Genomic DNA, 24,360 nt, shown 5'->3' with positions numbered 1-24,360 from the left:
GCGGTTCCGCGTCCAGCGCGACTTCTAATTTCCCAGATCGGGACCGGTCGATCTCCAAAGCGCCAGTCTTGATGTCCCCGTGCTAAGGGACCCCACCTAGCCCGGCCGAAAGGCCGGGCTTTTTGTTGTGCGGGTTCCATTACCTGATCGCCGCTTCACCGGCCCTGCCGCCTAGCGCTATGGCCAAAGAGATCCCTACCCGTCACGGCATTGTCGGATTTCTTGGAACAGAAGGTGGGACATGGCACGCAGGTGAAGACCTTCTGGAATGCTGTGACAGCCGCGGCTATGGTGACGGTAGCACCTCCGCCGGGTCAGAGCGTGTTGCGCTTTCCTCCGGTAAGCTTCGATAGTTCGGTCGTCCCGCGTTCCCGAGCTTCGGCCTCAGTGTTGGAGGAAATCGGTGCGTGGATCTTATGAGCGTTGTCGGAAGAGATTAGTAGCCACCGAAAGCGATGGGGCCGAAGCGAGCAGCGTCGGATCAGGACGCTGTATGTGGGCATGTAGCGTCTTGGCATGTCACCGAGAATGCCATCTCCAGCGATCGGAACAAGACGGTCACGGCGGCGCCTTACTGTCGTCCGCTTGAGAATGTGGGAAGCTGGCGCCTGCGGAGAGCAAAGCCTGCACCAGCGCATTCAACTGTGCGATCTTGACTGCTGGCTCACCGAGACTGGCCTCAGCCCGCAGCACGACGCTGATAGGTACCTTCGCTCGCGTTGCGAGTTTCCTAGAGTCCCAGCGGAGAGAGGAGCGCGCTGCGCGGAGTTGAGGACCGGTGATCACCCCTTCCGCTCCTGATCGTGTCTTTCCTCCGCCTGACCTTGCGGCGCCCGTCACCGTAGGGTCAATCGTGCCGTGCGGCTATGAAGTAGACGATCGCTCCTATGACCCCGATAGCGATCAGAACGCCGATGACCAGCCATACGTAACCTTTGATCACGCGTTCACCCCTTTCGGTCCCGGAACCGGATCCCGGCCCCGCCGCCGTTCTCGGGGATGAACTCCAGGCCGGCGGTTATGGCACGAGGCCCACGAGCCCGCAGACTGCCAGGGCCGTGACGATGACGGTGAAGCCCGCCAGCGAGACAGTGCCGCCAATCCGAGCCCAGCGCGCGCTCACGGCTTAACCTTGGGACGGACGCCTGCTGCGTGGCCGTTCTCGGGCGTGAATTCCAAGCCAGCCCCCTCAAGCGCCCGGCGGATATCCAAGAGCTTGTCCGACATCGTCTTGGGGATGCCGTCGCTCTTCTCCATGCGCTTGATCGTGGTTGCGGAGACGCCGGACGCCTCTTCCAGCTTCGCGACCGACCAATTCAGGTAGCCGCGCGCCATCCGTATCTGCGCACCCGTAAGCATCTGGCCCTCTGATGCCTAAATTAGGCCACCGCGCGCCCAAAATGGGTTGACACCGGCAGCGAATAGTCCATTTTAGGTCAAGCGCCGCCGAAAAGGAAGCGCTACCCGCCTGGAATGGTCGCCATGTCCCGCCGCACCGTTACCTGGACCGACATTGAGCGCGCTGGCCAGGACAGCCGCGCCAAGATCCCCGCCGGCCTTCTCAGCGCCCGCGCCCTCATCCAGTTCGGCGCCCGCACCCGCCCCCTCGCCACCGCCGGCCAGTACGACCGCACCGCGATCATGGCCGCCGCCTGCAAGGCTGCCCCCGGCATCATGGAACGCTGCGGCGTCTCCCGCCGCGAGGCGATGTCCTCCGCCCTCAAGGCTGCCTGGCAGGTCGCCAAGGCCGCCCGCCGCGCCGCCGCTCACTGAGGCCCGCATTCAATGTCCACCCGCATCAACCGCCGCGCGCTCACCGCCGGCATCCTCGCCACCGCCGCTGTCCCCGCTTCTGCCAAGGGTACGCACCAGACGCGTACCCTCCGCGGGGACGACACCGCTCGGCTCCCCGATCACGCTGTGCTCTGGGCTCGCATGCCTCTGCCGTTCACGCCCGCCGAGGCGTGGCACCTGCTGTCACCCGCCACCCAGGCCGAGATCGGAGCGGCCGTCATCGGCATGGTGCTGGCCGAGTATGTGTCCGGCGACATGCATGGGGATCACGATCGCTTCTACGACGATGCCCTGCGCGACGACGCCATGGACGTGGGCAGCGACCTGCTCACCCGCATTGAGCAGCGCCTGTGGGTGCTGTTCCCCGACCTCTACGGCCCCGAGGGCGATCACCCCGCTTGGGCCCTGAATTCAGGCCTGGCGCCGCCCGCCGCCTGACCTGACGCGCCCCACCGCGGGGCGCCCCCTTCACCACCGAGCCGACCCCACGAGCCCATCAGGAGCGCGAATGATGACTTATGCCCGCATCCCGAATTTCAGTCAGCCCGTCCCGGTGCGCAGCACCAGCGCCCGCACGGGCCGCCGCCAGACTCCGCTGGATCGCCGCTACCGCAACCTGCCCGACGAGCCGATCCCGGGCGAGATCGAGCCGTGGGAAGCCGTGACGCCTGTCCGGCCCGACACGTCGCACAGCCGCAGCCTCCGCTTCCTCGATGTCGGCGCCGAGCTGCTGGCCGCCTTTGCCATCATCGGCGGTGGCATGGTGCTCACCGGCCTCGCCTCCCTGCTCTGACCCGACCCGCACCACCGGCTCGCAGGTGGTCTACATGCGGGGCAGCGATCAGGAGCGCGAGGCCGAGGCACCCGAGACCGTGCTGCCGGAGGTAGTGGTCGAGGCGCTGCCTGCGGCGAACATCCTACCCTGGCGCGGTCGGGGCAACGTCGTCGCAGCAGCTGGGTCTCTTCTGATCGACCTGCTGGAGCGGGCGTGATGCAGGGGCCGAGGTGGGTCGCAAGCAGCCGGAAGCGACGGAGGCGCTCTATTACGAACCATCGCTAGCTACCGCGGCTGACACATCTTAGGCCTTGAGAAGATTTGCTTGCCAGCAGTCTGATCGGCTCCGAATGACCAAGCCTATGACGTTTTTCGGACGGCAAATCTCGAACCTGGCGGCGGTCTTCCACGACGCTTCGGGATAGGCCATCCAAGCTTAAGCCGTTGGCACATCGATTGCGTATCAATCTTGTATGGAAGTCTGAACTACATGCAGACCCCTACCCTCGCGAATTCGATCGATCGCGTCATCGTGGATGCCATTCTCGCAGGCCGCATCACGGCCGGAACCCGCCTCGGCGAGCAAAGTCTCGCTACCCTGTTTTCTGTCTCGCGGACGATGGCTCGCGAGGCGCTGATCCGGCTGGAGGCGCGTGGCATCGTCCAGGTCAGCCCGCGCCGTGGTTGGTTCGTGATCAAGCCGTCCTTCGAGGAGGCGCAGGAAGCCTTCCAGGCTCGTCAGGCCATCGAGATGGGCATCCTCATGGCTGTCCAGCGTCTCGGCCCTGATGTGGTGGACAAGCTGCGGGCGCACATCATCCAGGAACGCGAGGCCATCGCTGCTGGCGACTTAGAGGCGCGCAGTTTCCTTCTCGGCGACTTCCACGTCTGCCTCGTCGAGGCGCTCGGCAACCGCGTGCTGGCCGACATCCTCCGCGACCTAACTGCCCGTACAGTGCTGATCTCAGCGCTGTACCAGTCCAGCCACGACGCGACAGTGTCCTGCGACGAGCACGAGGCGATCACCGACGCACTTGCTGAGGGCGACTTGGAGCGGGCTGCCAACCTCATGGTCGCGCACATCGGCAACGTTGAGGCTGGGCTGACGCGGGCCAAGGACGATGATCCGCTGACTAATCTTCGCCATGCCTTGAAAGTCTCGCCGCAACCACAATGAAAGCAGACTCGGGCGAGTCAAGTAAGAAACGTCGTTACCGACTTCTGTTGTGCGTATCCCCCATCGATATTTTCGAGGAGATCACTTGATGTCGGTTCCATCCGTACACGTTGCCGCTGCGGAGAAGGCGCGCGAGCCGCTCTACAAGTCCTTGTTCCTACAGGTGGTCGTCGGTCTCGTCCTCGGCATCGTGCTCGGCATGGCCACGCCCGAATTTGCACAGCAACTCAAGGTGCTGTCCGACGCCTTCCTGAAGCTGATCTCGATGATCGTCGCGCCGATCGTGTTCTGCGTCGTCGTGCACGGCATCGCCGGGACAGGTGACCTCAAGAAGGTCGGCCGCGTCGGCGTCAAGGCGCTGGTCTACTTTGAGGCGATGACTACGGTCGCGCTGATCCTCGGGATCGTGCTAGCCTACCTCGTCGGTCCCGGCCACGGCATGAACATCAACACCGCCACCCTCGACGGCAAGGCGCTCAGCACCTACGCCGACAACGCCAACAGGCTCCATACCGGCGGCTTCTCCAGCTTCCTGCTGAACATCATCCCGACCACCTCGTTCGACGCCTTGGCCCGCAACGACGTGCTCCAGGTCCTGTTCTTCGCGATCCTGTTCGGCATCAGTCTCGCCCTGTACGGCGGCCCGCAAGGGCAGAAGGTCACAGACCTGATCGACGCGGTCTCGGGCGTGCTGTTCAAGGCGATGGGCTTGATCGTGCGCACGGCCCCGTTCGGCGTGCTCGGCGCAGTCGCCTATACGGTCGGCAAATACGGCATCGGCTCACTTACCCAACTGCTCTCGCTGGTTGCACTTTACTACGTCGCCGTGGCCATCTTCGTGCTGGTCATCCTCGGCGGTGTGATGCGGCTCGCGGGTGTGAACATCATCAAATTCCTGGCCTATTTGCGCGAGGAACTCACCATCGTGCTCGGCACCGCCTCGTCCGACGCGGTGCTGCCGCAGATCATGCGCAAGCTGGAGTACTTGGGCGTGAAGCCGTCCGTAGTCGGCCTCGTCGTGCCCACCGGGTACTCGTTCAACCTCGATGCGTTCTCGATCTACCTGACCCTGGCCGTGGTGTTCATCGCGCAGGCGACCGGCACACCGCTGTCGATCGGCGATCTCCTGCTGGTACTCGGCATCTCGCTGGTCACCTCTAAGGGTGCGCACGGTGTTCCAGGCTCGGCGATCGTCATCCTGGCCGCCACGCTGAACGCCGTGCCGTCGATCCCGGCGATCGGCCTTGTGCTGGTGCTGTCGGTGGACTGGTTCATCGGCATGGCGCGCGCGGTCGGCAACCTGATCGGCAACTGCGTCGCCACCGTCGTGGTGGCGGCCTGGGAAGGCGATCTCGACACGGCGCGTGCTCATGCCGTGCTCGACAGCCCGCCGCCGGATCTTGCGACGCTCAACCCCGCGCAACAGGCCGCTTGAGCAGCAGACGAGGCTTCCGCCCGGTCCGTCTCGGCCCCGGGCGGATCGCTCCAACAACGATCCTTCAAGATTGGCAACCCGTGTCGATACGAGCCCAGGAGATCCAGGAGCGTCTCGACCAACTCGCAGCGATCAGTGCCACGCCAGGCGCGATCACGCGTCTGTATCTTAGTCCCGAGCAGGCCCGCGCCGAGGCCCTGGTGGGCGGCTGGATGCGCGCGGCCGGGATGGCGGTGCGCCGCGACGCAGTCGGCAATCTCATCGCCCGGATTGAGGGGCCAGAGCCCGGCGGTCCCGCTCTGGTGGTGGGCTCGCATCTAGATACCGTGCGCAACGCCGGTCGCTATGACGGACCACTCGGCGTCATCACGGCGATTGCTTGCGTCGAAGCGCTGAGCCGAGAGGGTATGCATCTGTCCCACGCCTTGGAGGTCGTGGGCTTCGCCGACGAGGAGGGTGTGCGCTTCGGTGCGACGCTGACCGGCAGCCGTGCCTTCGCCGGGCTACTCGATATGGCGGCGCTGCGAGCCGCCGACGCGGAGGGCACGACACTGGCTGCGGCGATGCGCGCTTACGGCCTCGACCCGATGCGCAAGGGCGAGGCGGCGCGTCGTCCTGAGGAGATCATCGGTTACCTGGAACTACACATCGAACAGGGGCCGATGCTGGAGCGGGCGGGCGTCGCCGTAGGGCTCGTCACGGCCATTTCCGGGGCCAGCCGGCTGGAGTTCACGCTCACGGGCGAGGCGGGTCATGCCGGGACGGTGGCGATGACTGAGCGACGCGATGCCTTGGCGGGCGCGGCCGAGTGCGTGCTCGCGGTCGAGTCGCGCTGCCGCGGCGATGCTCACCTCGTCGGAACGGTCGGGCGTATCCACGCGCTGCCCGGCGCGGTCAACACCATCCCCGGTACCGTGCGCTTCAGCCTCGATCTGCGAGCGCCGGACGATGACCGGCGGCTTGTCGCGCTGGCCGATATCGAGACCGCCTGCAAACGCATCGCCGTGCACCGCCGCCTCGGGCTGGGCATCAACCTGCTACACGAGGCCGACGCCGTGCCGTGCGATCCCGGTCTCGCGGGATTGATCGGAGAGGCTATCAACGCCGAGGGTCATCAGCTGCTGGCGCTGCCGAGCGGAGCGGGTCACGACGGCATGGCGGTAGCCGCCATCGCGCCGATCGGGATGGTGTTCGTCCGCTGTCGCGGCGGGATCAGCCACAACCCGGCCGAGTTCGCCAGCTTGCCAGACATCGAGGCCGGGGCACGCGTGCTTCTGCGGGCGATCCGGGCGATCGGCGGACGATGACTGGTATGCCGAGCAACAAACAAGACAGGAGACATCGACATGTCGCAATTGCGAGTGACGGCAGGGCCGTTCGAGTTCGGAGCGCGGTTCGAGGACGAGGCGGCTCCCAAGACCTGTGCCGCCTTCCGCACACGCATGCCGTTCAAGACCCAGGCGGTGCACGTGCGCTGGAGCGGTGAGGGCGTGTGGATGCCGCTGGGCGACTACGACTTCGGGGTCGGCTACGAGAACCACACCAGCTACCCGGCGCCGGGACAGATCATCCTCTACCCCGGCGGGATCAGTGAGACCGAAATCCTGCTGGCCTACGGCGGCGTGCACTTCGCCTCGAAGATGGGCCAGTTGGCGGGCAATCACTTCGTGACACTGACCACCGGCCTAGAGAACCTGCGCAAGCTCGGCGAGATGACGCTTTGGAAGGGCGCGCAACCCGTCATGTTCGAGATGCTGTAACGGCGAGTTCTTCGGTTTTTCGACGGCAGGACGAGCCCGCATCCCGAGTTGCTCCGTAGGTGCTCTCGCGGGGATGCCGATGCGCCTCTCGAAACCTATGGAGGTTTCCGTTGGTCGAAGAGGCTGTGCCCGTCGCGATCGTTCCACGAAAGCCTGGAGCGGTCGCTCAACACGGTGTTGGTACCGCGCCTGTACTAGGGGCACTGGGATACAATGTGCGATCAAGATTGTGGGCACCGACAAGGAGAAGGCGATCGAAGTGAGCGTTTTGGGTCGGCGCAAAAATCACTCACGTGAGGCTGCCTTTGCCCTGCCGACGGCTTTCCGATCAGGCCGCTATTTTTCGGCAGGCCTCCTCACAGGCGCGACACGCCTCCATACAGGCAAGCATCTCGCCGGCCACCTCACACGATGCTGCGCACACAGCGCAGACCTCCGCGCAGGACCCACATTGGTATCTATGGACCGCACTACCGATCAGCATCAAATGCGCGCAGGTTCGGCAGGTATCTGCGCACAATACCAGCAGATGCAGGAGCGCTGGCTCTATGTGCTTGCTGCCAACCTCAAAGCTAAGGTTCGAAGCTTTGCCGAGGCAAGTTCGGTAGCAGAACAGGCAGGCGTCAATACACGCCTCCATCTCAGGACTGTCGGACTGCGGCACGGCGGATTCCCACAAAACCGATCAGGGAGAAATACAAGAACTGTTCCACGAGCACGGACGACTCATCTCGGACCAGATCTGGAGAGTCGGCTCGAGTGACCACCCGACGTTTGACTGCATCCGGCTACGCGCACGCCTGCATCGGCGCGGCGGACTGCCGGGTCGTCGGGGTAAGAATGCAACGGGTCGCCTCCTGGCGCGGCGGACGGACGAGGACTCTGGAACTGTGATCGAGGTGCCGCCGCTGCGGTGGGGGGCCGCGGCAACGTCCTCGCGGCGGTCGGTGCGCTGATCTTCGGCACGGTCGGGGTCGCCCTGGTGCCGATCCGAACGGCGCCTGTCCTGGCCCGATACCGCCCGTCTGCTGATCCTAGTGGCGCGGGTCAGGCTTCGCCGACGGCCGGCTGCTACGCCAGATGCGGAAGTGGCTCGCCTGCCACGAGGCGATCAACGCCCTGCTGCCTGGAACTCCAGAGCCACAGCACGTCGCCCAGGTGCGGGCGATCCTGCGGCGCGGTGCTATCGGCTCAACCACGTCCCCGTGTAGGTCAGAGCCGCTAGATAGACGGCCTGTCCATTCTCATCCGTCACCAGCACCGTGATGGCTTGGCGCTCGCCGTCCTTCGGCACTTCAGCGACCGCGATCTCTGGGAGCGCCTGCTTGGCTTGCAGCACGGCGGCCTGAAGATCGGCACACTCGTGGCCTTCCTCATCGCGATCAGCGCGGCCATCGTTTATGTCGAAGAAGTACCGAGGCATGGGCTCTCTGCGCGAAACAGGCGGGAGCACACAGGTCTCGCAAACGCGGAATGCCCAGAAATTAGGACCGCGGCAAAGCCATCATAAGGTGGATTTTGGGGGCCTCACCAACATACGTCGTATCTCTAGCGGAGTTCAATTCGCGATCAGACCTGGACAGGGGCGCGCTGCTCGACTCATCACTGGCAGGATCGGATGTTCACACGATCCAGCAACGCCTGTGACGCGGCTAACGCGGCGAGGCCGCGGGCCTGAAGTGCGGCTGCCTCAGCCACCTGATGATCCGTGCCGGCCGCCTTTAGCCGCGTCACTTCGATGACCGCCCGCGCCGCGTGCACGAGCCTGCGGACCTCACGATGGGTGTCGCCGGCAGGGAAAGTAGCGTCGATCATAATCTGAGCCTCACCGCCTCCGGTGAAAGCGTCTCGGCGCTGGTCTGGATCGACAGCAAAACGATCGAATGGTCCGAGATCAGGGCGGGGTTGGGTGCGCCGCCATGGCGACCGCCGCCACGGCCGTCCGGAATGTCTTCTCCTGCGGGCCAGCCCGGTCTCTGATCTCCTCGCGACTGAGCTTGAGAGCGACGAGCGCTGCGATGTCGATGCTGTGCCCGCTGGCGAAGCGATAGGGCCCAGCTGCCGGATCCCGCAGGTAGACGTCGATGGCAGCCACGACCTCTTGGCTCGTGATGATACCTGCCTTGCGTAGGTCCGCGAGGGTCGAAGGTCCTGCCGGCATGGTCGCGCTGATCATTCCCTGACGTTGACTTAACCGTGCCGCCCGGTCGACATGCCATGTCCGGTTGGCGGGCGCTCTGTGCAACGCCCACCAAGCTCAGCAACCGCTGCAGATCGGCTTGGCGTCCTTTTTAGCTTCCTCCTCCAAACGGTCCATCGTCGCTTCGCGGTCATAGGCCTGCGGACCAATACCACGATGGCCGCCGCTCTTAGCCGGCCTCGAGAGGCTGGCCGTGCTGACGGGATCGGATGCCTTGCTCGGTTTCGCAACGCCGACAGAACGAGCTGAGGGCCATAACGGCCGAGCAAACTCGGAAGGGCGCTGGGCCTCCCAAGCACTCCTGGCGCGTTCAGACGCCGACAAATCAGCGATTGGATCTTGGCCGAAACCCGTTCTGCCGAAATCGGATCTCAGCGGCTGCCCCGGCTCGACGGCATCTAGCGAAGCCTTATCCCATACGGCCTTTGTCGATGGACCCGCGTAGGACAATGCGCTGTAGGACGGCGCGGTCTCTGCAGGAGACAGGCAGCCGCCCAACGCGGCACTCAACCCACACAGCATTGCGATGCGCATCACGACCATGCCTGCCTCACGGTGACAGAGTGCGGGTACGCAACACGAAGCGGCGGGCGAGAACCGCCCAGCTTCGGTGCCAAACTACGCAGACACGCTAGGCGAGGCAATCCTGCGGCCATCGGGCCACGGCGTTGACTTAACGGTGTGCCCCGGCCGACATGGGCGGTCACGGCCAGGCTCGCCTCAGCGAGTCGCGGCCGCCATTCAGGAGATCATCGCCGCGAGATAGACCCTGAAAAGCCAACAGCCCCTTCCCGGCAAGGAAGAGGCTGCTGAAAACCGAGGGCCTGTGAGGCCGGACTCATCTCCCCTCACAAGCCATGAGACCCCCCGGGGTGTCAAGACGGAACCCGCTTCCGTCAACGGGAAGGCTTTGCCTGGACCCTAGCCGCGGCCCGTGAGGGACCGGGTTCGATGAACTATGCCGATGAGATCCGCCGACAGGCGGAGGCGGCTCCGTGCGCGGCGCTGCCAGCCATCACGGCGCTGCTGTGGCGCGCCTATGGGGAGGGGAAGGTCACGGAGGCCGAGGCCGAAGCTCTGTCCGGACTGATCGAAACGCGAACGCTGTCCAAAAATGGACCGCGATCCGGACAGAGCCCGAACTCAGGGGGAACAGCCAGGCATTCGATCGGCCTGCCCGCGCAAAAATGCGTGGGAAGCCCCAGGAGGCCCGGCGTCGGCTCCCGGCCACGCACGGACGCCTCGATGGAGCGTCGCCGCCGCTGGGCCGCCTCTGGCCGCCTGCCGCCCGGTCTCGCAGCCCGGTTCACTCTGGCCGAGGCCGCTGTGCTGGCTTTGGTGGCGGCCGAGACCGCCCGGCGTGGCGACTGCCGATTGGCGATCGACAACCTGGCGGCCGTGACCGGCGTGTCTCGCACGACCGTGAAAAACGCGATCCGAGAAGCGGTGCGGCTCGGACTGCTGACCGTCGAGGAGCGGCAGGTCACGGGCTGGCGCAACGACACCAACGTGATCCGCATCGTCAGCCGGGAATGGACCGCCTGGCTACGGCTGGCACGGCGCATCCTGCCATCAGGGGGAGGGGTCAAATCCGCGACCACCACGCATACTCAGGTTCTAGATCTGAGAGAATCGGGGAAAACGGAACCGAAGAAGGGCTGCCGACGAGCGGCGGGCGACCTCGGACGATCAGACCGTGCGAGAATCCGCGCGGGTGGTGGAGGCGGCCGAGCCATGCGGTGACGGTCTACAGGCGTTCGGCAAGGCGGACGGCGCTCGGATAAGGCGGAGTTTGTCGGCTGTCGTTCAGCGCTCAACATCAAACTATTTGGGCGTTGTGCATCATCCGTATGCACCGTCAGGATTCCGGCCGTGTTCGGCTAGCGACGATTCTACATCATCCCGGCCTTGAACCGTTTCTCACCCAGATCAGTTCTGAGAGGATGTTGCAGCGTGATCCCGTCTTTGTAGGTGACTTGAAGCCGGTCGGTGCGGCCCGGCCACTCCAGGTCATTAGGCCCAGCAGCCGCCTGTCATCTTGGGCCACGATCTCGATTTCATGCCTTTCAACCCTCGCTGTGTTCGCCGCTGGCGCGGCGTGGCTTGTCCCGCCCAGCAACTGGATCTTCTCAACGTCCGCCCAACGTGTGGCATCAGTGGTGTCTGCCGAAGCTTCACCTCCAGCGACATTCCCACCATGGGTAGAAGTCCCACACCTGACAGGGCCTCTCTCACACGCGGGTGACCCAGACACTTTCTCCCTTGCTGACGGACCGCGCAGCTTTCTGGATCCGAACCCCGCGGATACGGTTGAGCAGCAGGAGTTCCTGCCACCCCGCGCCAACCCACGCCTTTCGCTAATCAGCCGCGCACCCCTCGATGCAGCGCGTCTCACGCACGAACAGGCACCCGCGTGGACTGACCACACCGAGCGTCAGGATATCGCGACGATGATCCCGCCATCCGTGGTTGCGACCCTCGAACCGGACGCGCCGCGACCGTTGCTGGGTCGACCCGAGTTGGGAACGACGCGAACCGAGCCAGCGGACCCGACGGCCACGCCGACCCTGCTACCCAGACCGGCTCCAATGCGGCCGCCGACCGAGGTCGTCGTTGGTCTTGCGCCGACGATCACTGCTGCAGCTCCGCCCGAACGCGTAGCGACGCTCGGCCCAGATCCAAAGCGGCCGGTGCTAGACCGGACGATTTCGATGATGCCGCCGCGCGACGCACAGGGCGTGGTCGGGCCGGTCCTGAACCCCGGACCGGCGCGGCACGCTCGATCGCTCAGACAGCCACGAGCGCGGGCAACGGTCTCGAAAATACGCGTACCTACTCATGACGCCGAGCAGACGGCGGGTCTCATCAGTTCGCCGACGGCGACGCGGCCGCGGATCGATGCCGGTGCAATCGCCTACGCCTCCATGCACCGGGTACGGGTCGATCGCTCAGCCACCCCGCCGACCGCTTCTGTGCCGCCCTCACCCTGGACGATGCCGTCCGCCCTCTCGCCGACGGATTAGGTTCATGCCGCGGCCCCTCGTTCAGCCTCGCGAAATAGGAGAGCCTTGATGATTCGACGTTCGATCTGCTGCGCTACCCTCGTCTTTGCTCTCGCCGGACCTGCCCTGGCCCAGGACGCTTCCGCCCAGCCCGACACGTCTGCCGCTACCTGGCAGATGCCCTGGCAGATCGCGCCGATCGGCGTCGCTTCATCTTCGGCCGGTGAGCAGACCGTCCTATCGATGGTGCCCGGTACAGGACTGGTGAAGGGCACCTCCGCAGCTCTGCAGACGATCGGACAGCCCCTGCCGGAGGTGCCGGGTCGCAACCGCACGGTCGATACCTGCCGCGCCACCGTGATGAGCGAGGCCACCAAGGCCGGCATGAAGCAGGTTGAGGCGGTCTCGGCTGGGTCCGACAGGACCGACAAGAAGGGCGACTACTTCGCGCCGGTGCTGTTCCGGATCACTTACGACCGGCCGATGATGTACGAGGTGCGCCAAGCGGCGATGATCTGCGTCGTGAGCCGCAAGGGCGTGATCGTCGACGCCTACATGCCGGCTGATGAGTCGGTCGTGACGCAGTGGACGGATCTGAAGCGCCGATAAACTTACTGAATCGCAGTCTCCGAACCATGAACGGTGGAGCGGTTGCGCGACCAATTTGAGTCGGAGGGTCTTTTGATTATTCCACGCTATCATTCCCTCAGCGACCCGCTCCGTGCCGAGATCTGGAAGATCAGCATCGGCACTCGATGACCTTCGACATCGGCGCTGCTAAGCTGGAAAAGTTGTCTTGGTTCCTGATGTCGTCACCGTCAAGCTTAATGTTATTAGACGCGATGCAGCGAGATGGTTTCGCTCCTCGCGAAACGACATTCGCATAAGACCTACTATGAGTTGTCGCGGGCCGCCTGCTAGTGCCGATTTTACCTAATATTATCCAAAATATGAAAGCTATTCATTAGTAGGCTAGAGATATGGTTTCGTGCGGTGAGGCGGCCAAGTCGTTTCCGTATCGATCCGACGGAGAAGATCGATGTCTCGGAAGACATTGGACGACAGCGCGTGTGTGCAGAAACGCCTCCAGGAGGCCAACGAACTGCTGCGCACCGCCTTGGAAAGCATGGACCAGGGCCTGATCCTCTACAGTCCCGATATGCGAGTGCGCCTGCACAACCAGCGTGCGCGGGAACTCCTCGATCTACCCGCAAACGTGCTGTACGACGGCAGTCCATACAGTGCCATCAATGCGTTCCAGGTCGCGCGTGGCGAATTCCAGACTAGTCCGGTGCCCCTGACGGCAGCTCTGGACGCGGCTGATCTCGCCAGCCTGCCCGACGTGTACGAGCGTGAACGCCCTGACGGTACGAGTCTGGAGGTGCGTGTCGTGCGGCTACCGGACGGCGGGTACGTGCGCACGTACACGGATATCACGCGCCGCCGGGAGAGCGAGCGTGCCGCGCGAGCCAGCGAAGCCCGCTTACGCCTGAGCGAGGAGCGGCTCGCCCTGGCGCTCGATAGCGGCGAAGACTGCTTGTTCGACTGGAACCTGATCGACGGGACCACCTGGGTGTCCGAGCGCTGGCGCAAGAGGCTCGGGCTAGTGGGTGAGCGCGCCCAGCCCACCATGTCGGGCTGGATCGAGGCGGTCCATCCGGACGATCGCGAGCGCGTGATGGCAGCTACGCGGGCGCACCTGAGGGGGCAGATACCTACGCTCGAATGCGAGTACCGGGTGGGTCAGCCAGGGGATGAGGCCCTATGGGTGCTCGCCCGCGCCCGCGTAGCCACTCGTGCCCCGGACGGTCGGGCGCTGCGATTGGTCGGTACGCTGATTGACATCTCTCGTCGCAAGGAAGCAGAGGCGCGCATTGCCCACATGGCGTTGTATGATGCGCTCACCGGCTTGCCGAACCGCAATCTATTCCGCGAACGTCTTGATGATGTTCTTCCCCGGGCGGCGCTAGCGCCGAACCGTCACGCCGTGCTCGCACTTGATCTCGACCACTTCAAGATCGTCAACGACACCCACGGGCATCTCGCAGGAGATCGGCTGTTGCGTCTGGTAGCGGAGCGCATCCGCTCGGCGGTGCGCGATACAGATACGGTCGCCCGGCTCGGCGGCGACGAGTTCGCGATAATCCTGTCCGACATCGACGGTGATGCAGCCGTGAGGGGGGCGTGTGAACGCATCATAGCCGCTGTGGATGAGCCACTACTGCTCGATGGGACCGTGATCGATATCGGCGTGAGCATCGGCGCGGCGCTTCTATCGGACGATTGCACTGAGGCCGAGGGTGCGTTCCAGCGCGCCGACATGGCGCTGTTCCGGGCGAAGGCCGCGAGCCGCAACACCTACCGAATGTACGAAGCCGAGGCGCACGCGCGCACCGCCACACGCAGCCTGCTCGCGATCGACATGAAGGAGGCGATCCGGCGGGGCGACTTCTTCCTCGTCTACCAGCCGATCATTGATGTGACGACCGGGGCGATCGTGAGCTTCGAAGCCTTGATGCGCTGGCAGCATCCCGTACATGGCCTCATCCCGCCGGGCGAATTCATCCCCGTGGCGGAGGATACGGGGCTGATCGTGCCGCTAGGCACCTGGGCGCTTCGTGAGGCCTGTACTGAGGCGCTGAACTGGCCTGCATCTGTGCGCGTGAGCGTCAACGTTTCCGCGGTGCAGTTCCGCGGCGGCCTGGAGGAGGCTGTCGTGGCTGCCCTATCAGCGACTGGTCTCCCAGCACGGCGCTTGAAACTTGAAGTGACCGAGAGCCTGCTGGTGCAGAACCCAGAGCAGGCCGTAGGGGTGCTGCACCGGCTTCGCGCGCTAGGCGTGCGTTTGGCGCTCGACGATTTTGGTACAGGCTACTCATCGTTGAGCTATCTGCGGCGATTCCCGTTCGACAAGATCAAAATTGATCGATCCTTCATCCGCGACATCGCCGATCCGGATGCGGCCGCCATCATTCGGGCGGTCGTGAGCATCGGCGAACGGCTGGGCATGGGCATCGTCGCCGAGGGAGTCGAGACGGTCGAGCAACTCGAACTGGTCCGACGTGAGGGCTGCACCGAGGTACAAGGATATATCTTCAGCAAACCACGAACCGCTGCGGACGCGCGGGTTCTCTGCAGCGAACGGCCGAGCGATGGGCGCTCAAAACGCGAAACACGAGCAAGATCCTTGGTCGAAATGGACGCTCAGCCGCAGGAGGAAGTTTCGCCCGGCCGCGAGAAGGTCGAATTTGCCATCAGCGAAGGTAGACTACCGGTCGCGACACCGAGTGAGCGCAAAATCGCGTAGATGTTTGGCAAATTAGTTCAGACATTACTTGAGCCGCAACGACCATTGCGCCAGCGACAGTGAGACACTGCCAATGCCGTCGTTAGTACCACGGCGGCGACCTCAAGCTCATCAAGGTCAATGATGGGGCCGGTGAACTCGCTAGCAGCGCATTGCCAACCACCGCTCCATTGGCCGGAGGGGATGCCTATGCGTTCGTCGTCATTCGGTTGCGCGAGTAGGATCTGCGCTCTCGCTCAGACAAACAGACTCAATCTTGGTCTTCAATGTCACGCTCGTGAACGGCTTGACGATATAGTTGTTTACGCCAGCTTTCTTCGCCGCGATGACGTTTTCGATCTTTGACTCGGCGGTGATCATGAGGAACGGGGTAAGCCGCAGGGCTTCATCGGCGCGCACATGCTGCAGTAGCTGGTAGCCGGTCATCGGCTCCATGTTCCAATCGGAGATGACGAGCCCGTACTTACGCTCCCGAAGGCGACCAAGAGCAGCCGTACCATCAGATGCATTGTCGATCTCAATGAAGCCGATCTGCTTCAATAAGTTGCGGATGACACGGACCATGGTCTGGTAGTCATCGACGAGGAGGATCGGCATGCTGAAATCAAGGGACATATGCATTGCTGCTTTCGTCGGTGCGAGACGCCTCAATGCCTCGACGGAAGAAATTATGAAACTTCCGAGTGAGGCTGAGGGACTGCGATCAAGTCACTCGCCGCGACCAGCATATCGGCCATCGCATCCGCCGCGGTGCTGAAAGCCGGAGTGCCGGTATCCCAGTCCCGCTCCACCAAAGCTGCAATCATGCGCGCAGCTTCAGCGTGCGCCAGCTGTTCTGCTCGCACGAACCGCGTGAACGCTACGTGCTGTTCCATCGCCGTGCCCTTCAGCTGCATGGCGAGCGTCGGCGCCGATTGCCCTCGCATGGTAGCGGCGGCCGCGTCCGGCGTAGTGTGGCCCAACAGGATACCCGCCAACCGCCGCTTCCACGCCCCGACATCGACCGGCAACCGCACAAGCGCGTAGGCCGGGGCCGCGTCCTCGACAGTATCGAGCGCCTTTTGCGCCGTGCCCTCGGCCTTCACGAGACGCTCGGTGATGCTCGCGATCTCACCGCGGGTCTTGGTCGCCTTCGCGGCGATGCCCTGCACGTTCTGCGCGATCTCCTGCGTGGCCTGCCGCTGCTGACTAAGGGTCTCGGACAATGCGCGGTTCAGGTCACTGGTCTGGCGGATACCGCTGTCGGCCTCCTCGACACAGGCGCCGAGCTTCTCGACAGTCGCCGAACCGGCGATCACCGCAGCACGGCTGTCGCTTACGGCATGCGCGATCTGGCTCATCTCGGTTTGCAGCGTCCCGAGCCAAGTGCGGATCTCGTCCGTCGACCTGGCGGTCTGAGCCGAGAGCGCCTTCACCTCGGAGGCTACCACCGCGAACCCTTTACCAGCCTGCCCTGCCCGAGCGGCTTCGATCGTGGCGTTAAGTGCGAGGAGGTTCGTCTGCCCGGAGATGTTCGCGATGGTGCCGGCCATAGTCCCGATCTGCGCGACCGCCCCTTGTAGGACACCCAGGCGCTCATTGATCTGAGAGGTTCGCGCGTCAATGGCCTGCATCGCCTGTCGGACCTGCCGTAGTTCACCCAGGCAGGCGAGCATGGCCGTGCGGGCAACCTCCGCCGAACTGCCAGCAGCCTCAGAGGTGTCGGCGACTTGGGCGATGGAGGCGACCATTTCCTCGGTCGCGCTGGCGATGGTCTGGGCCGAGTCGGCGACCTGACCGACATCGTGAGTGGTCCAACCGACGTTGATGGCCGCTTCCGATGCCTCTTTGGCCACGTTCGCCAGAACGCTCAGATTAGTATGCCGCTCTCGGCGTCCCCGCGTGAGCAGCCGCGAGAGCACATCTCGCAACGGACCATCCGGCAGATCGGCGATGGTCAGATCTTGGGTCGCGGCTGACCGCTCTACGGCTGTGAGGAGCCGCTGTTCCTCAGCACGCCGAAGGCGCTCTGCGCTACCGACATCTGGCTGAGGCGAGGGCTTGGCTGACTGGCGGAACGAGAGGCCGATCATCGCGCGCTTCCAAGGGAGTTTGCCGCGATGCTGCCGAGTGTTGGTTAACGAGCCGTCAAGTACGGTATCTCGACAACCACCCCGCCGCTCGCCATCTTGAGCCCATTCCCGCGCAGCACGGCCAGACCTACGATCCGCAGGAGGAACCGGCGCCCCGGGGCGGCTGGTTCGGCCTCGTCGAGCGCCCCATGCTTCAAGCGTAAGGACCGCCGAACAAATCGCCGAGCGCCTTCCGCCGGAATAGCGTGCGCCAACGCCGCCGCTGATGCTCCGACCGGTCGTGGATCATATGGCATCGCTGGCAGAAGGCCGCGAGGTTGGCGTCGGCGTTGTTCGCGGTGTCATGGTCTCGATGAGCTGCGGCCAACACCACCCAAGTCCGGCGAGCGCGTCCAAGGATGTCAGCCTCCGCAGCTATCCGGATCCGCCTGCCCCAGCCGTCGCGCCAGCGGCTAGCGTCCGCGTCCCACCAGCGCCCATCGCCGAGGTGGTAGACCATCCGACCGTGCGGCCGCCCGCAGCTCTCGCAGCGGCCCTGCGCCCGGCCGAAGCGGATCGCCATCGATAGCTCGCGCCAGTCGATCGGGTAGAAGAAGCGGTGCTCGGGCCGGATCGGCATAAGGGCCGGACTGTGCCACCCATCGTGAAGAAAGCGTAGCGGTGATGCCGCCGACGGAACGCATATGGACCTGTCCGACGTCGAATTCTGGGCCCTCCTCGCGGTGGCGATCCCCGGCCTGTTCCTGCCGGTCATCATCGCATGGTGGAAGGGCCGTTCCATCGTGCCGATCGCCCTGCTCAGCCTCGTATTCTGGCCCGGCGCGCTGATCCTGGCTCTGCGGCTGCAACGCAAGCGGGGTTTGTAACCTGAGCTGCGACAAGTGCCTGAACGAGAACGACCACGCTGGCGTTCAGATCGGGACCGGTCGAACTGATCCGTCTGGAGGATAGCGCCATGTCGATGAAGACACTGACCTTAGCGGCTGCGCTCACGGTCTCGATCTCCTGTGCCGCAGTTGCTCAGACCGCAGCCGGTGGCGGTAGCGCTGAGGGCAACATGAACAATCCGGGCTCGGTGAAGAGCAGCTCGGAAAAGTCCATGGAGGGCGGGAGCAGCTCGATGGGCACAGGTACGATGAGCACGGGCACGGGTCCGGGCACCACCGGCGGTCCGCCTGTCAGCACGCCCGGTGCGCCCGCCGGTAGCGGCACCGGCAATGGCGCCACCGGCAGCGGGGCTGCGCCGAGCGGAAAGTAAGTATCTGCCGCCCCGCGGCTATCACGCTGCGGGGCTACTACGCCGAGCCTGATCCGCCTCCTCGGCCGCCACCGCCTCGACGGCCGCGATGACGTTCTCCAACTCGGCGACCTGGCGCAGCATGCTTCCAGCCGGCAGACCGCTATGCTCGGCCAGCTCCAAAATGAGCATGCGCTGCTGCGCCTTGAGGCGTTCGAGGAGGGCGTTCAGCTTGTCGGGCATGGGCGGGCTGTAGCCACAGAGGGAGGATCGGACAACCTGGATGCCATCAAGCTGGCTCACAGCGAGCCATGCGGTGACGGTCTGCGTCCAAGCGGCATAACGAACACGACGAAACGCGTGTAAGCTGTCAAATGTAGTTTCTGCTAAATATCTCCCGGTATAGCCTATGGCTGCTGAAATTTCTTCGGCCGATCTCGACGGCTCCGATATTTTTACCACGCAGAGTTGGCGGAATTGCTCTTTAACATCCAAAGTGAGGTTAGATGGCCTTCACCGTCACTGGCGTAGCAACTCGGGGCATGGCGCTGATCGGTTGTGATACCGTCATCCATGCCTTGGCTAAGGCTACCGAGATGATGCGACGCGGCTATCTCGACGTGATGATCGCCGATCGTCGAGGAGCGCAATACACGCCCGACCAGTTCCATCGTTTCTTTCGCTCATGACGGAATGGCCAACTGTGGCCAATCTGCTCTCGCTTCATCGGCATGGACCAGCTTAGCTCGCCCTGAACGAGGGGCTGCTCATAAACCGATACACCACGATCCTGCTGGTTACGGTCGCGCTGGGCGCTTGCCAAACAGGTACCACCGGACCGCAACAGGGTGCTCCAGGACTACGGGGCGCCGCGCTTCTCCAGGAAGATGTCGCCCGCCTCAGAGCGGATCGCGATGCCCATCGCATCAGCTACACGGAATGGGCCGAACGAACCCAGACGGCTGCGCGGGCCAGCGTGCCGCTGAGCGCGCGGGAAGAGGAAGCGCTGGAGTACCGCAAGCAGCTCGCGCGCCGTGTTGATGCGGGAGAGATGACCGAATCGCAGTTCGAGCGCGAGAACGAGCGTGCCTTGCAGCGGCTGAAGGCTCAACGCGACAAAGCCTAACGCTCAGGGGTTCGGATGAGCGATATCGTGGCCGCTCTCCTAGGGCGTGTCGTCGCCTGAACGGACTTGCGGGGCTTGCGTTTTCCTCTCTCCAAGGCAGGAGGGATGATGCTGAGCGACGCGCAATGGTCTGAGCTGGAGCCGCTGGTCGAAGGCCGAGACGACGCGCCGTCCACTACGACCCGCGTGAGCCAGGACGGTGCGCATGAAGTGGACGCGGCAACGCTGCCAGGTGGCGTTCATCACCTTCGACACAGAGGCTTTGATGCCCGCGTGCGCGTCCGAGATCACCAGCTTGACCCCGCGCAGGCCCCGCCGGGCGAGCTTGCGCAGGAAGTCGGTCCAGAACGGCTCCGCCTCGGACGCACCCACGTCCATGCCGAGCACCTCCCTGCGGCCGTCGGCGTTGACGCCCACCGCCACGATCACCGCCTTCGAGACGATGCGGCCCTCGCTGCGGACCTTCACGTAGGTGGCGTCGATCCAGAGATACGGCCATTCGCCCTCGATCGGCCGGTCGAGGAAGGCGTTCACCCGCTCGTCGATCTCCTGACACAGCCGGCTGACCTGGCTCTTCGACACGCCGGTGCCGCCCATGGCTTGCACGAGGTCGTCGACGGACCGGGTCGAGATGCCCTGGATGTAGGCCTCCTGGATCACCGCGGTCAGCGCTTTCTCCGCCATCCGGCGCGGCTCCAGGACGCCGGGGAAGTAGCTGCCCTTGCGCAGCTTCGGGATGCGCAACTCGACCGTGCCGGCCCGCGTCTGCCAGTCCCGGTCGCGGTAGCCGTTGCGCTGGACCACACGCTCGGCGCTCTTCTCGCCGTGGGCCGCGCCGGTCAGGCCGCCCACCTCCAGCCCCATCAGCCGCCCAGCGGCGAAGCCGATCATCTCACGCAGCAGGTCGGCGTCGGCGCTCTTCTCCAGAACGCCGCGCAGGTTCATCATCTCGTCGGTCATCGGGGGTCTCTCGGTTCGGGGTTGGTGCCAGCAACCCGACCCTACCCGGCAACCGCCGATGACCACCCCGCAAGGAAGCCCGCCCGCTACAGCGCTGTGGAAGGCGCGCGGACGGGCTTCCTCGCTACCGGCGAGCTACACCACGTCCAGGGACGCGACCCGCTTATCTGCGCCCCGAGGACGTGCTCGTGGTGTGGAAGCTCGACCGGCTCGGCCGGTCGCTCGTCGAGATGATGCGCATCATCGACGGCCTGTGGGTGAAGGACGTGCACTTTCGCTCACTCACCGAGCAGTTCGACTCCGCCACCGCTCACGGGCGCTTCGCCCTACAGATGCATGGGGCCATGGCCGAGTACTTCCTCGACCTCAACCGCGAGCGCACCATGGAGGGGCTGAAGGCGGCCCTCGCCCGAGGTCGTAAGGGCGGTCGGCCGAAGAAGCTGTCCGAGGATGACATTGCAGTCGGCCGCGCCCTCCTTGCCGCAGGCACGATCAGCGTGGCCGAGATCGCCAAGCGGCTCGGGGTCAACCGGGACACCTTCTACAGCTATTTCCCGCGCGCCCGCGCCAACAGCACTGCAGGCAGGCGCTGACGCGATTGGGATGGCGAATGTCTCGTGGCGACCGCCTCTTTTTTTATAGGCGGGAAATTGGATGGCGCGCACGATGCGTTACGCGCTCGGGCTATCGCTAGTTTGATCTTACAGACAGCTCGCGCCCCTTCCCCGGGGCCCGGTCGCTTGATCGCGGCATCTCGACCGGCGCTACCTGCACCTGCTCAAGGGTCAGGGCGGATGTCAGGCAATCTCCTCGGCCAACTCGCGCATGGCCCTGATCCAACCGTTCAGCTCGCGCCGTCGCGCGATGGCGTCGTTCGTGTAGCGCCCGTGCCGGTACATGCCGTTCGCCTCACCCATCGGGGCTCCTGGCGAGCTACCGCCGTGCATACGGCACTTGCCGTTCGGCATTGCCGGCGAGGAGCATGGGCTCCCGCTCCGCGTCCGAGCCCCGCAGCGGGGAGACAGGTGCATGGAGAAGCCACTTTGCATGGGGTTGCCCTCGGATTTCATCGGGAGCCCCTCCCCCCGTCCAGCGGCGTCTCGACTGTGCCGACGACCGCCTGACCGCCGGCGTGGACGTGGACATGCTCGACCGTGACTTTCTGCTGGCCGATCTTGCCCCGATGCCGGTTCAGCGCCTCGAGGAGCTGGACGTAGGTGCGGGACAGCTTGCCCGCGTGGCTGAGGTTCGACTGCCGGCCTTCGTGGCTCTGCTCGCTAATCATGGCACGTCGGTAGCACTCCATCGAGGCGGCGTGCGCGGCGACCATCTGTGCCGCCAGCATGCCCTCGATCTCATCCTTGGGAGCAATCGATACCAGGGTAGCCAGAGCGGCCGATTGGAGCTGGTCCCTGCCCTCCTTGTCCGTGTGAGCCAGCCAGAGGGATTGAACGACCTGGTTCGCGATCACCCGGTTGAAGTCGTCCGACCCAGATCCCCCTATGGGCCGTAGTTTGCCTTCTCCGGTTGCAGGGTCGGTAACCCGTAGAACAGGTGCCTCTTTCGGCGCTGCCATGTCAGGCTCTCCCTCCGCTGACCAGCCGTAGCCGGGGCCGTTCAACCACTTGAGCAAGCCGCTCCAATTCCGGGCCGAGGCGCCGAAGCCCGATCAGGAAGTCGTCGAAGGTCGCTGCCTCGAAGCTGACGGTGCGCGTCGCATGAGTACGACCACCGTTCGGGGCTCCGACGCTTTCCCCAATCCATTCAGCGCAATAGCCGGCCCAGGCCGCAAGGTCGCGCAGATCGGAAGCCGGATTGGTCATGCCGCACTCCGGGTGAGTTCGAGGAAACGCTGATGCGCCCAGTGACTGAGGCGGTCGTGACCGCGCTCGACGTTCGCAATGTGGGACCGTCGGCAGCTGAGGTACTCCGCCATTCCTTGCTGCGTGAGACCGCGTTTCAGGCGCTCCCGGCGAAGGTGGTGTCCGAAGGCCAGCGGGTCCGAGAGCTTGGGTTCACCTTGGAACAGGTCGAGCTGCACCGGCTTGCGGCCGACCCTAACGATCCACCGGTTGTCGTTCGAGGGAACCATGCCCTGCCGCAGGGCAACCGAGGATACCTTACTGGTATTGGGTACTTGAGATTGAACGGGTCGGTTACTTCTCTGTTTTGCGACAGGGGTTTGGGTCGGCTTAAAGATCGGCACGTAGGCCGGCATCTTCCCGACGGTCTCAGAGGCTTTCCAGAGGCCCAAGGTGACCAGTCGCCGGCGTGCGTTCTTAACCGCGCTCGAGGTGACGCCGGCCCCCTTGGCGATTGTGCCGACCGACGCGAAGCATTGGCCCTTGTCCTCCAGGAACTCGGCCATGGCGACCGCGACCGCCCGTTCAGTCTGGGTGATCTTGCGCTGGAGCAGCAGGCGGTCGGTGTGCTCGATCAGGGCCGCGATCTCGTCGTCCGACCAAGGTCTGCCACTCCAGTCGCCCTGAGCTGGCCTACCCCTGACGGCGTGTTTGACAAGGCCCTGGCGGCTTCGTCGAACGAACGTCCTCGCTTTCACCTGAGCATCCTTCAGGGTCCAAGCCCTCCGGGTATCTCGTTTGGGGCGGCTGAGGTCAGCATGATCCTCGAACAACGCGAAGGCCGCTTCGGCGTGGCCGCCCGTTTTGGCGAGGCACCACGTCAAGAAGGCATCGCGCCCGTCGATGACGAGCCCGCGCTCGTCCTTCGTCCATAGGAGCTGACCACTTCCAGCATCAGGGACGCTGACTTCAACGCCCTGATGGGAGGTAAACCTCCGTGTCGTGGACTCGGAGATCCGCCCCTGTTCGTGGTGACCGAAGGCGCGTAGCAGCCCCTCCAGCTTTTTCTGGCTGACGACCGGCAGCTCCTTGGCCTTCACGTCCCCAGGATCGCCATCCTGCCAGCCATAGGGCTTGCCGGTATTCGGGTGGATGCCGAAGGCGACGAACTGGCGGCCCACCCCGAGGATTTCCAGGTCGCCTAGACGATACGAGGCGGTGGGCGTTTCTGAGCGATACAGGCGCACCCACCGGTTTGGCCGTCCGAACCGAACGAGGGGGCTCTCACCGAGATGCTCGACGATCGCGTCGCGGATTTCGCTTGACCGGGTCTGGCTGCCCGCATCGCAATCGATGGCGATCAGCCAACCGATCTCCTTCTTCCCATCCCGGAGCTGTCCGCAGGCGATGCCGACGCTGTCATTCCGCCCGCGACCGGTAGCGTGCTTGGCTATGAACGCCGGAACCGGCGGCAGGTAACAGGCCATCTGCCACTTGGGATAGAGAGGCTCCTTGGTTCCGGCCTTGACGATCACGGGGGAGAAGCCGTGCTCGGCTACCTCGGCGGCATGGTCTCCCCAGTGGGCACGTGCCCCACAGCAACGCCTGTCAGAGACGGGATGCTGACGAAGATTAAGCGGCATTTGCATGGTCCGCCTCCCGCGAAACGAGCCATGCCCGGAGGGCCTTCCGGCGGATGATCAGGCGCCGGCC

The 24,360-nt window shown here is 64.5% G+C and carries 28 protein-coding genes and 3 pseudogenes; 15 read left to right on the top strand and 16 right to left on the bottom strand.

What is annotated here, in order from left to right:
- Positions 1-1,119 precede the first annotated feature (1,119 nt).
- On the bottom strand, positions 1,120-1,335 hold the full coding sequence (locus AC3IF3_RS30445) for a transcriptional regulator (protein WP_489231713.1): 216 nt from the start codon (positions 1,333-1,335) through the stop codon (positions 1,120-1,122).
- A 147-nt stretch (positions 1,336-1,482) separates the two neighbouring features.
- Here AC3IF3_RS30445 and AC3IF3_RS30440 point away from each other — a divergent pair, with 147 nt between their 5' ends.
- The 8 genes from AC3IF3_RS30440 (at position 1,483) to AC3IF3_RS30405 (ending at position 6,941) form a co-directional block, all read left to right on the top strand.
- On the top strand, positions 1,483-1,773 hold the full coding sequence (locus AC3IF3_RS30440) for a hypothetical protein (protein WP_489231712.1): 291 nt from the start codon (positions 1,483-1,485) through the stop codon (positions 1,771-1,773).
- Positions 1,774-1,785: 12 nt separating this feature from the next.
- Positions 1,786-2,232, top strand: a complete 447-nt coding sequence (locus AC3IF3_RS30435) for a hypothetical protein (RefSeq protein WP_489231711.1) — start codon at positions 1,786-1,788, stop codon at positions 2,230-2,232.
- Positions 2,233-2,302: 70 nt separating this feature from the next.
- Complete coding sequence (locus tag AC3IF3_RS30430; RefSeq protein ID WP_489231709.1) at positions 2,303-2,587, top strand: hypothetical protein; 285 nt, start codon at positions 2,303-2,305, stop codon at positions 2,585-2,587.
- A 34-nt stretch (positions 2,588-2,621) separates the two neighbouring features.
- Positions 2,622-2,786 (top strand): hypothetical protein, encoded by a 165-nt coding sequence (locus tag AC3IF3_RS30425; protein ID WP_489231708.1) that lies wholly within the window; start codon positions 2,622-2,624, stop codon positions 2,784-2,786.
- A 273-nt stretch (positions 2,787-3,059) separates the two neighbouring features.
- Entirely contained in the window at positions 3,060-3,746 is a 687-nt protein-coding gene (locus AC3IF3_RS30420; RefSeq protein WP_489231706.1) for a GntR family transcriptional regulator, read from the top strand.
- 88 nt (positions 3,747-3,834) lie between these two features.
- Positions 3,835-5,181 (top strand): dicarboxylate/amino acid:cation symporter, encoded by a 1,347-nt coding sequence (locus AC3IF3_RS30415; protein WP_489231705.1) that lies wholly within the window; start codon positions 3,835-3,837, stop codon positions 5,179-5,181.
- An 80-nt stretch (positions 5,182-5,261) separates the two neighbouring features.
- Positions 5,262-6,488: an allantoate amidohydrolase gene (locus AC3IF3_RS30410; protein WP_489231704.1), complete on the top strand. Its 1,227-nt coding sequence runs from the start codon at positions 5,262-5,264 to the stop codon at positions 6,486-6,488.
- Between the two features lie 39 nt (positions 6,489-6,527).
- Entirely contained in the window at positions 6,528-6,941 is a 414-nt protein-coding gene (locus tag AC3IF3_RS30405; protein WP_489231702.1) for a DUF3830 family protein, read from the top strand.
- A 328-nt stretch (positions 6,942-7,269) separates the two neighbouring features.
- On the opposite strand, the gene AC3IF3_RS30400 is transcribed toward AC3IF3_RS30405, so the two are convergent.
- The 5 genes from AC3IF3_RS30400 to AC3IF3_RS30380 all read right to left on the bottom strand — a co-directional run bounded on the left by AC3IF3_RS30400 (position 7,270) and on the right by AC3IF3_RS30380 (position 9,684).
- Positions 7,270-7,581 carry a four-helix bundle copper-binding protein gene (locus tag AC3IF3_RS30400; protein ID WP_489231717.1) on the bottom strand — a complete coding sequence of 104 codons (312 nt, stop codon included), beginning with the start codon at positions 7,579-7,581 and terminating at the stop codon, positions 7,270-7,272.
- A 543-nt stretch (positions 7,582-8,124) separates the two neighbouring features.
- Positions 8,125-8,364 carry a DUF6894 family protein gene (locus tag AC3IF3_RS30395; protein WP_489231701.1) on the bottom strand — a complete coding sequence of 80 codons (240 nt, stop codon included), beginning with the start codon at positions 8,362-8,364 and terminating at the stop codon, positions 8,125-8,127.
- A 179-nt stretch (positions 8,365-8,543) separates the two neighbouring features.
- Positions 8,544-8,756, bottom strand: coding sequence for a hypothetical protein (locus AC3IF3_RS30390; protein WP_489231700.1), 213 nt, complete (start codon positions 8,754-8,756; stop codon positions 8,544-8,546).
- A gap of 79 nt (positions 8,757-8,835) precedes the next feature.
- On the bottom strand, positions 8,836-9,102 hold the full coding sequence (locus AC3IF3_RS30385; RefSeq protein ID WP_489231699.1) for a hypothetical protein: 267 nt from the start codon (positions 9,100-9,102) through the stop codon (positions 8,836-8,838).
- 96 nt (positions 9,103-9,198) lie between these two features.
- Positions 9,199-9,684 (bottom strand): hypothetical protein, encoded by a 486-nt coding sequence (locus AC3IF3_RS30380; protein ID WP_489220588.1) that lies wholly within the window; start codon positions 9,682-9,684, stop codon positions 9,199-9,201.
- Positions 9,685-10,092: 408 nt separating this feature from the next.
- Between AC3IF3_RS30380 and AC3IF3_RS30375 the strand changes: the two genes are divergently transcribed.
- From AC3IF3_RS30375 to AC3IF3_RS30365, 3 genes are all read left to right on the top strand, one after another.
- Positions 10,093-10,884: a helix-turn-helix domain-containing protein gene (locus AC3IF3_RS30375; protein WP_489231698.1), complete on the top strand. Its 792-nt coding sequence runs from the start codon at positions 10,093-10,095 to the stop codon at positions 10,882-10,884.
- 1,328 nt (positions 10,885-12,212) lie between these two features.
- Entirely contained in the window at positions 12,213-12,752 is a 540-nt protein-coding gene (locus AC3IF3_RS30370; RefSeq protein WP_489231696.1) for a hypothetical protein, read from the top strand.
- Positions 12,753-13,182: 430 nt separating this feature from the next.
- Positions 13,183-15,450: an EAL domain-containing protein gene (locus tag AC3IF3_RS30365; protein WP_489231695.1), complete on the top strand. Its 2,268-nt coding sequence runs from the start codon at positions 13,183-13,185 to the stop codon at positions 15,448-15,450.
- 201 nt (positions 15,451-15,651) lie between these two features.
- Here AC3IF3_RS30365 and AC3IF3_RS30360 read toward each other — a convergent pair whose 3' ends face one another.
- The 3 genes from AC3IF3_RS30360 to AC3IF3_RS30350 form a co-directional block, all read right to left on the bottom strand.
- Entirely contained in the window at positions 15,652-16,065 is a 414-nt protein-coding gene (locus tag AC3IF3_RS30360) for a response regulator (protein ID WP_489231694.1), read from the bottom strand.
- 53 nt (positions 16,066-16,118) lie between these two features.
- The gene (locus AC3IF3_RS30355; protein WP_489231693.1) at positions 16,119-17,522 is read right to left on the bottom strand and encodes a methyl-accepting chemotaxis protein; all 1,404 of its coding nucleotides are present in this window, start codon (positions 17,520-17,522) and stop codon (positions 16,119-16,121) included.
- 193 nt (positions 17,523-17,715) lie between these two features.
- Positions 17,716-18,141: a hypothetical protein gene (locus tag AC3IF3_RS30350; protein ID WP_489231690.1), complete on the bottom strand. Its 426-nt coding sequence runs from the start codon at positions 18,139-18,141 to the stop codon at positions 17,716-17,718.
- Positions 18,142-18,205: 64 nt separating this feature from the next.
- Here AC3IF3_RS30350 and AC3IF3_RS30345 point away from each other — a divergent pair, with 64 nt between their 5' ends.
- Both AC3IF3_RS30345 and AC3IF3_RS30340 read left to right on the top strand, forming a co-directional pair.
- Positions 18,206-18,388 carry a hypothetical protein gene (locus AC3IF3_RS30345; protein ID WP_243973989.1) on the top strand — a complete coding sequence of 61 codons (183 nt, stop codon included), beginning with the start codon at positions 18,206-18,208 and terminating at the stop codon, positions 18,386-18,388.
- A gap of 89 nt (positions 18,389-18,477) precedes the next feature.
- Positions 18,478-18,780 carry a hypothetical protein gene (locus AC3IF3_RS30340; RefSeq protein WP_489231688.1) on the top strand — a complete coding sequence of 101 codons (303 nt, stop codon included), beginning with the start codon at positions 18,478-18,480 and terminating at the stop codon, positions 18,778-18,780.
- Positions 18,781-18,801: 21 nt separating this feature from the next.
- On the opposite strand, the gene AC3IF3_RS30335 is transcribed toward AC3IF3_RS30340, so the two are convergent.
- Positions 18,802-19,002, bottom strand: a complete 201-nt coding sequence (locus tag AC3IF3_RS30335; protein WP_489231687.1) for a hypothetical protein — start codon at positions 19,000-19,002, stop codon at positions 18,802-18,804.
- Positions 19,003-19,265: 263 nt separating this feature from the next.
- Between AC3IF3_RS30335 and AC3IF3_RS30330 the strand changes: the two genes are divergently transcribed.
- Positions 19,266-19,448 carry a hypothetical protein gene (locus AC3IF3_RS30330; protein WP_489231686.1) on the top strand — a complete coding sequence of 61 codons (183 nt, stop codon included), beginning with the start codon at positions 19,266-19,268 and terminating at the stop codon, positions 19,446-19,448.
- A 170-nt stretch (positions 19,449-19,618) separates the two neighbouring features.
- On the opposite strand, the gene AC3IF3_RS30325 is transcribed toward AC3IF3_RS30330, so the two are convergent.
- On the bottom strand, positions 19,619-19,870 hold the full coding sequence (locus tag AC3IF3_RS30325) for a hypothetical protein (RefSeq protein ID WP_489231685.1): 252 nt from the start codon (positions 19,868-19,870) through the stop codon (positions 19,619-19,621).
- 165 nt (positions 19,871-20,035) lie between these two features.
- Positions 20,036-20,845 (bottom strand): annotated as a pseudogene (locus AC3IF3_RS30320) (IS256 family transposase); the annotation flags it as partial.
- Positions 20,846-21,006: 161 nt separating this feature from the next.
- On the opposite strand from AC3IF3_RS30320, the pseudogene AC3IF3_RS30315 reads away from it, so the two are divergent.
- Positions 21,007-21,438 (top strand): annotated as a pseudogene (locus AC3IF3_RS30315) (recombinase family protein); the annotation flags it as partial.
- A 369-nt stretch (positions 21,439-21,807) separates the two neighbouring features.
- Here the strand turns inward: AC3IF3_RS30315 and AC3IF3_RS30310 are convergent.
- The 4 genes and pseudogenes from AC3IF3_RS30310 to AC3IF3_RS30295 form a co-directional block, all read right to left on the bottom strand.
- A pseudogene (locus tag AC3IF3_RS30310) lies at positions 21,808-21,876 on the bottom strand (HGGxSTG domain-containing protein); the annotation flags it as partial.
- A gap of 35 nt (positions 21,877-21,911) precedes the next feature.
- The gene (locus AC3IF3_RS30305; protein ID WP_489231684.1) at positions 21,912-22,421 is read right to left on the bottom strand and encodes a hypothetical protein; all 510 of its coding nucleotides are present in this window, start codon (positions 22,419-22,421) and stop codon (positions 21,912-21,914) included.
- Between the two features lies 1 nt (position 22,422).
- The gene (locus tag AC3IF3_RS30300) at positions 22,423-22,668 is read right to left on the bottom strand and encodes a hypothetical protein (RefSeq protein ID WP_489231683.1); all 246 of its coding nucleotides are present in this window, start codon (positions 22,666-22,668) and stop codon (positions 22,423-22,425) included.
- Complete coding sequence (locus AC3IF3_RS30295) at positions 22,665-24,290, bottom strand: bifunctional DNA primase/polymerase (RefSeq protein WP_489231715.1); 1,626 nt, start codon at positions 24,288-24,290, stop codon at positions 22,665-22,667. Before AC3IF3_RS30295 ends, AC3IF3_RS30300 begins: the two co-directional genes overlap by 4 nt.
- Positions 24,291-24,360: the final 70 nt, after the last annotated feature.

This window comes from Methylobacterium sp. J-118 (assembly GCF_057836565.1).
The sequence above is the reverse complement of the archived record's forward strand: the minus strand, read 5'-3'. Positions and strand labels throughout refer to the sequence as shown.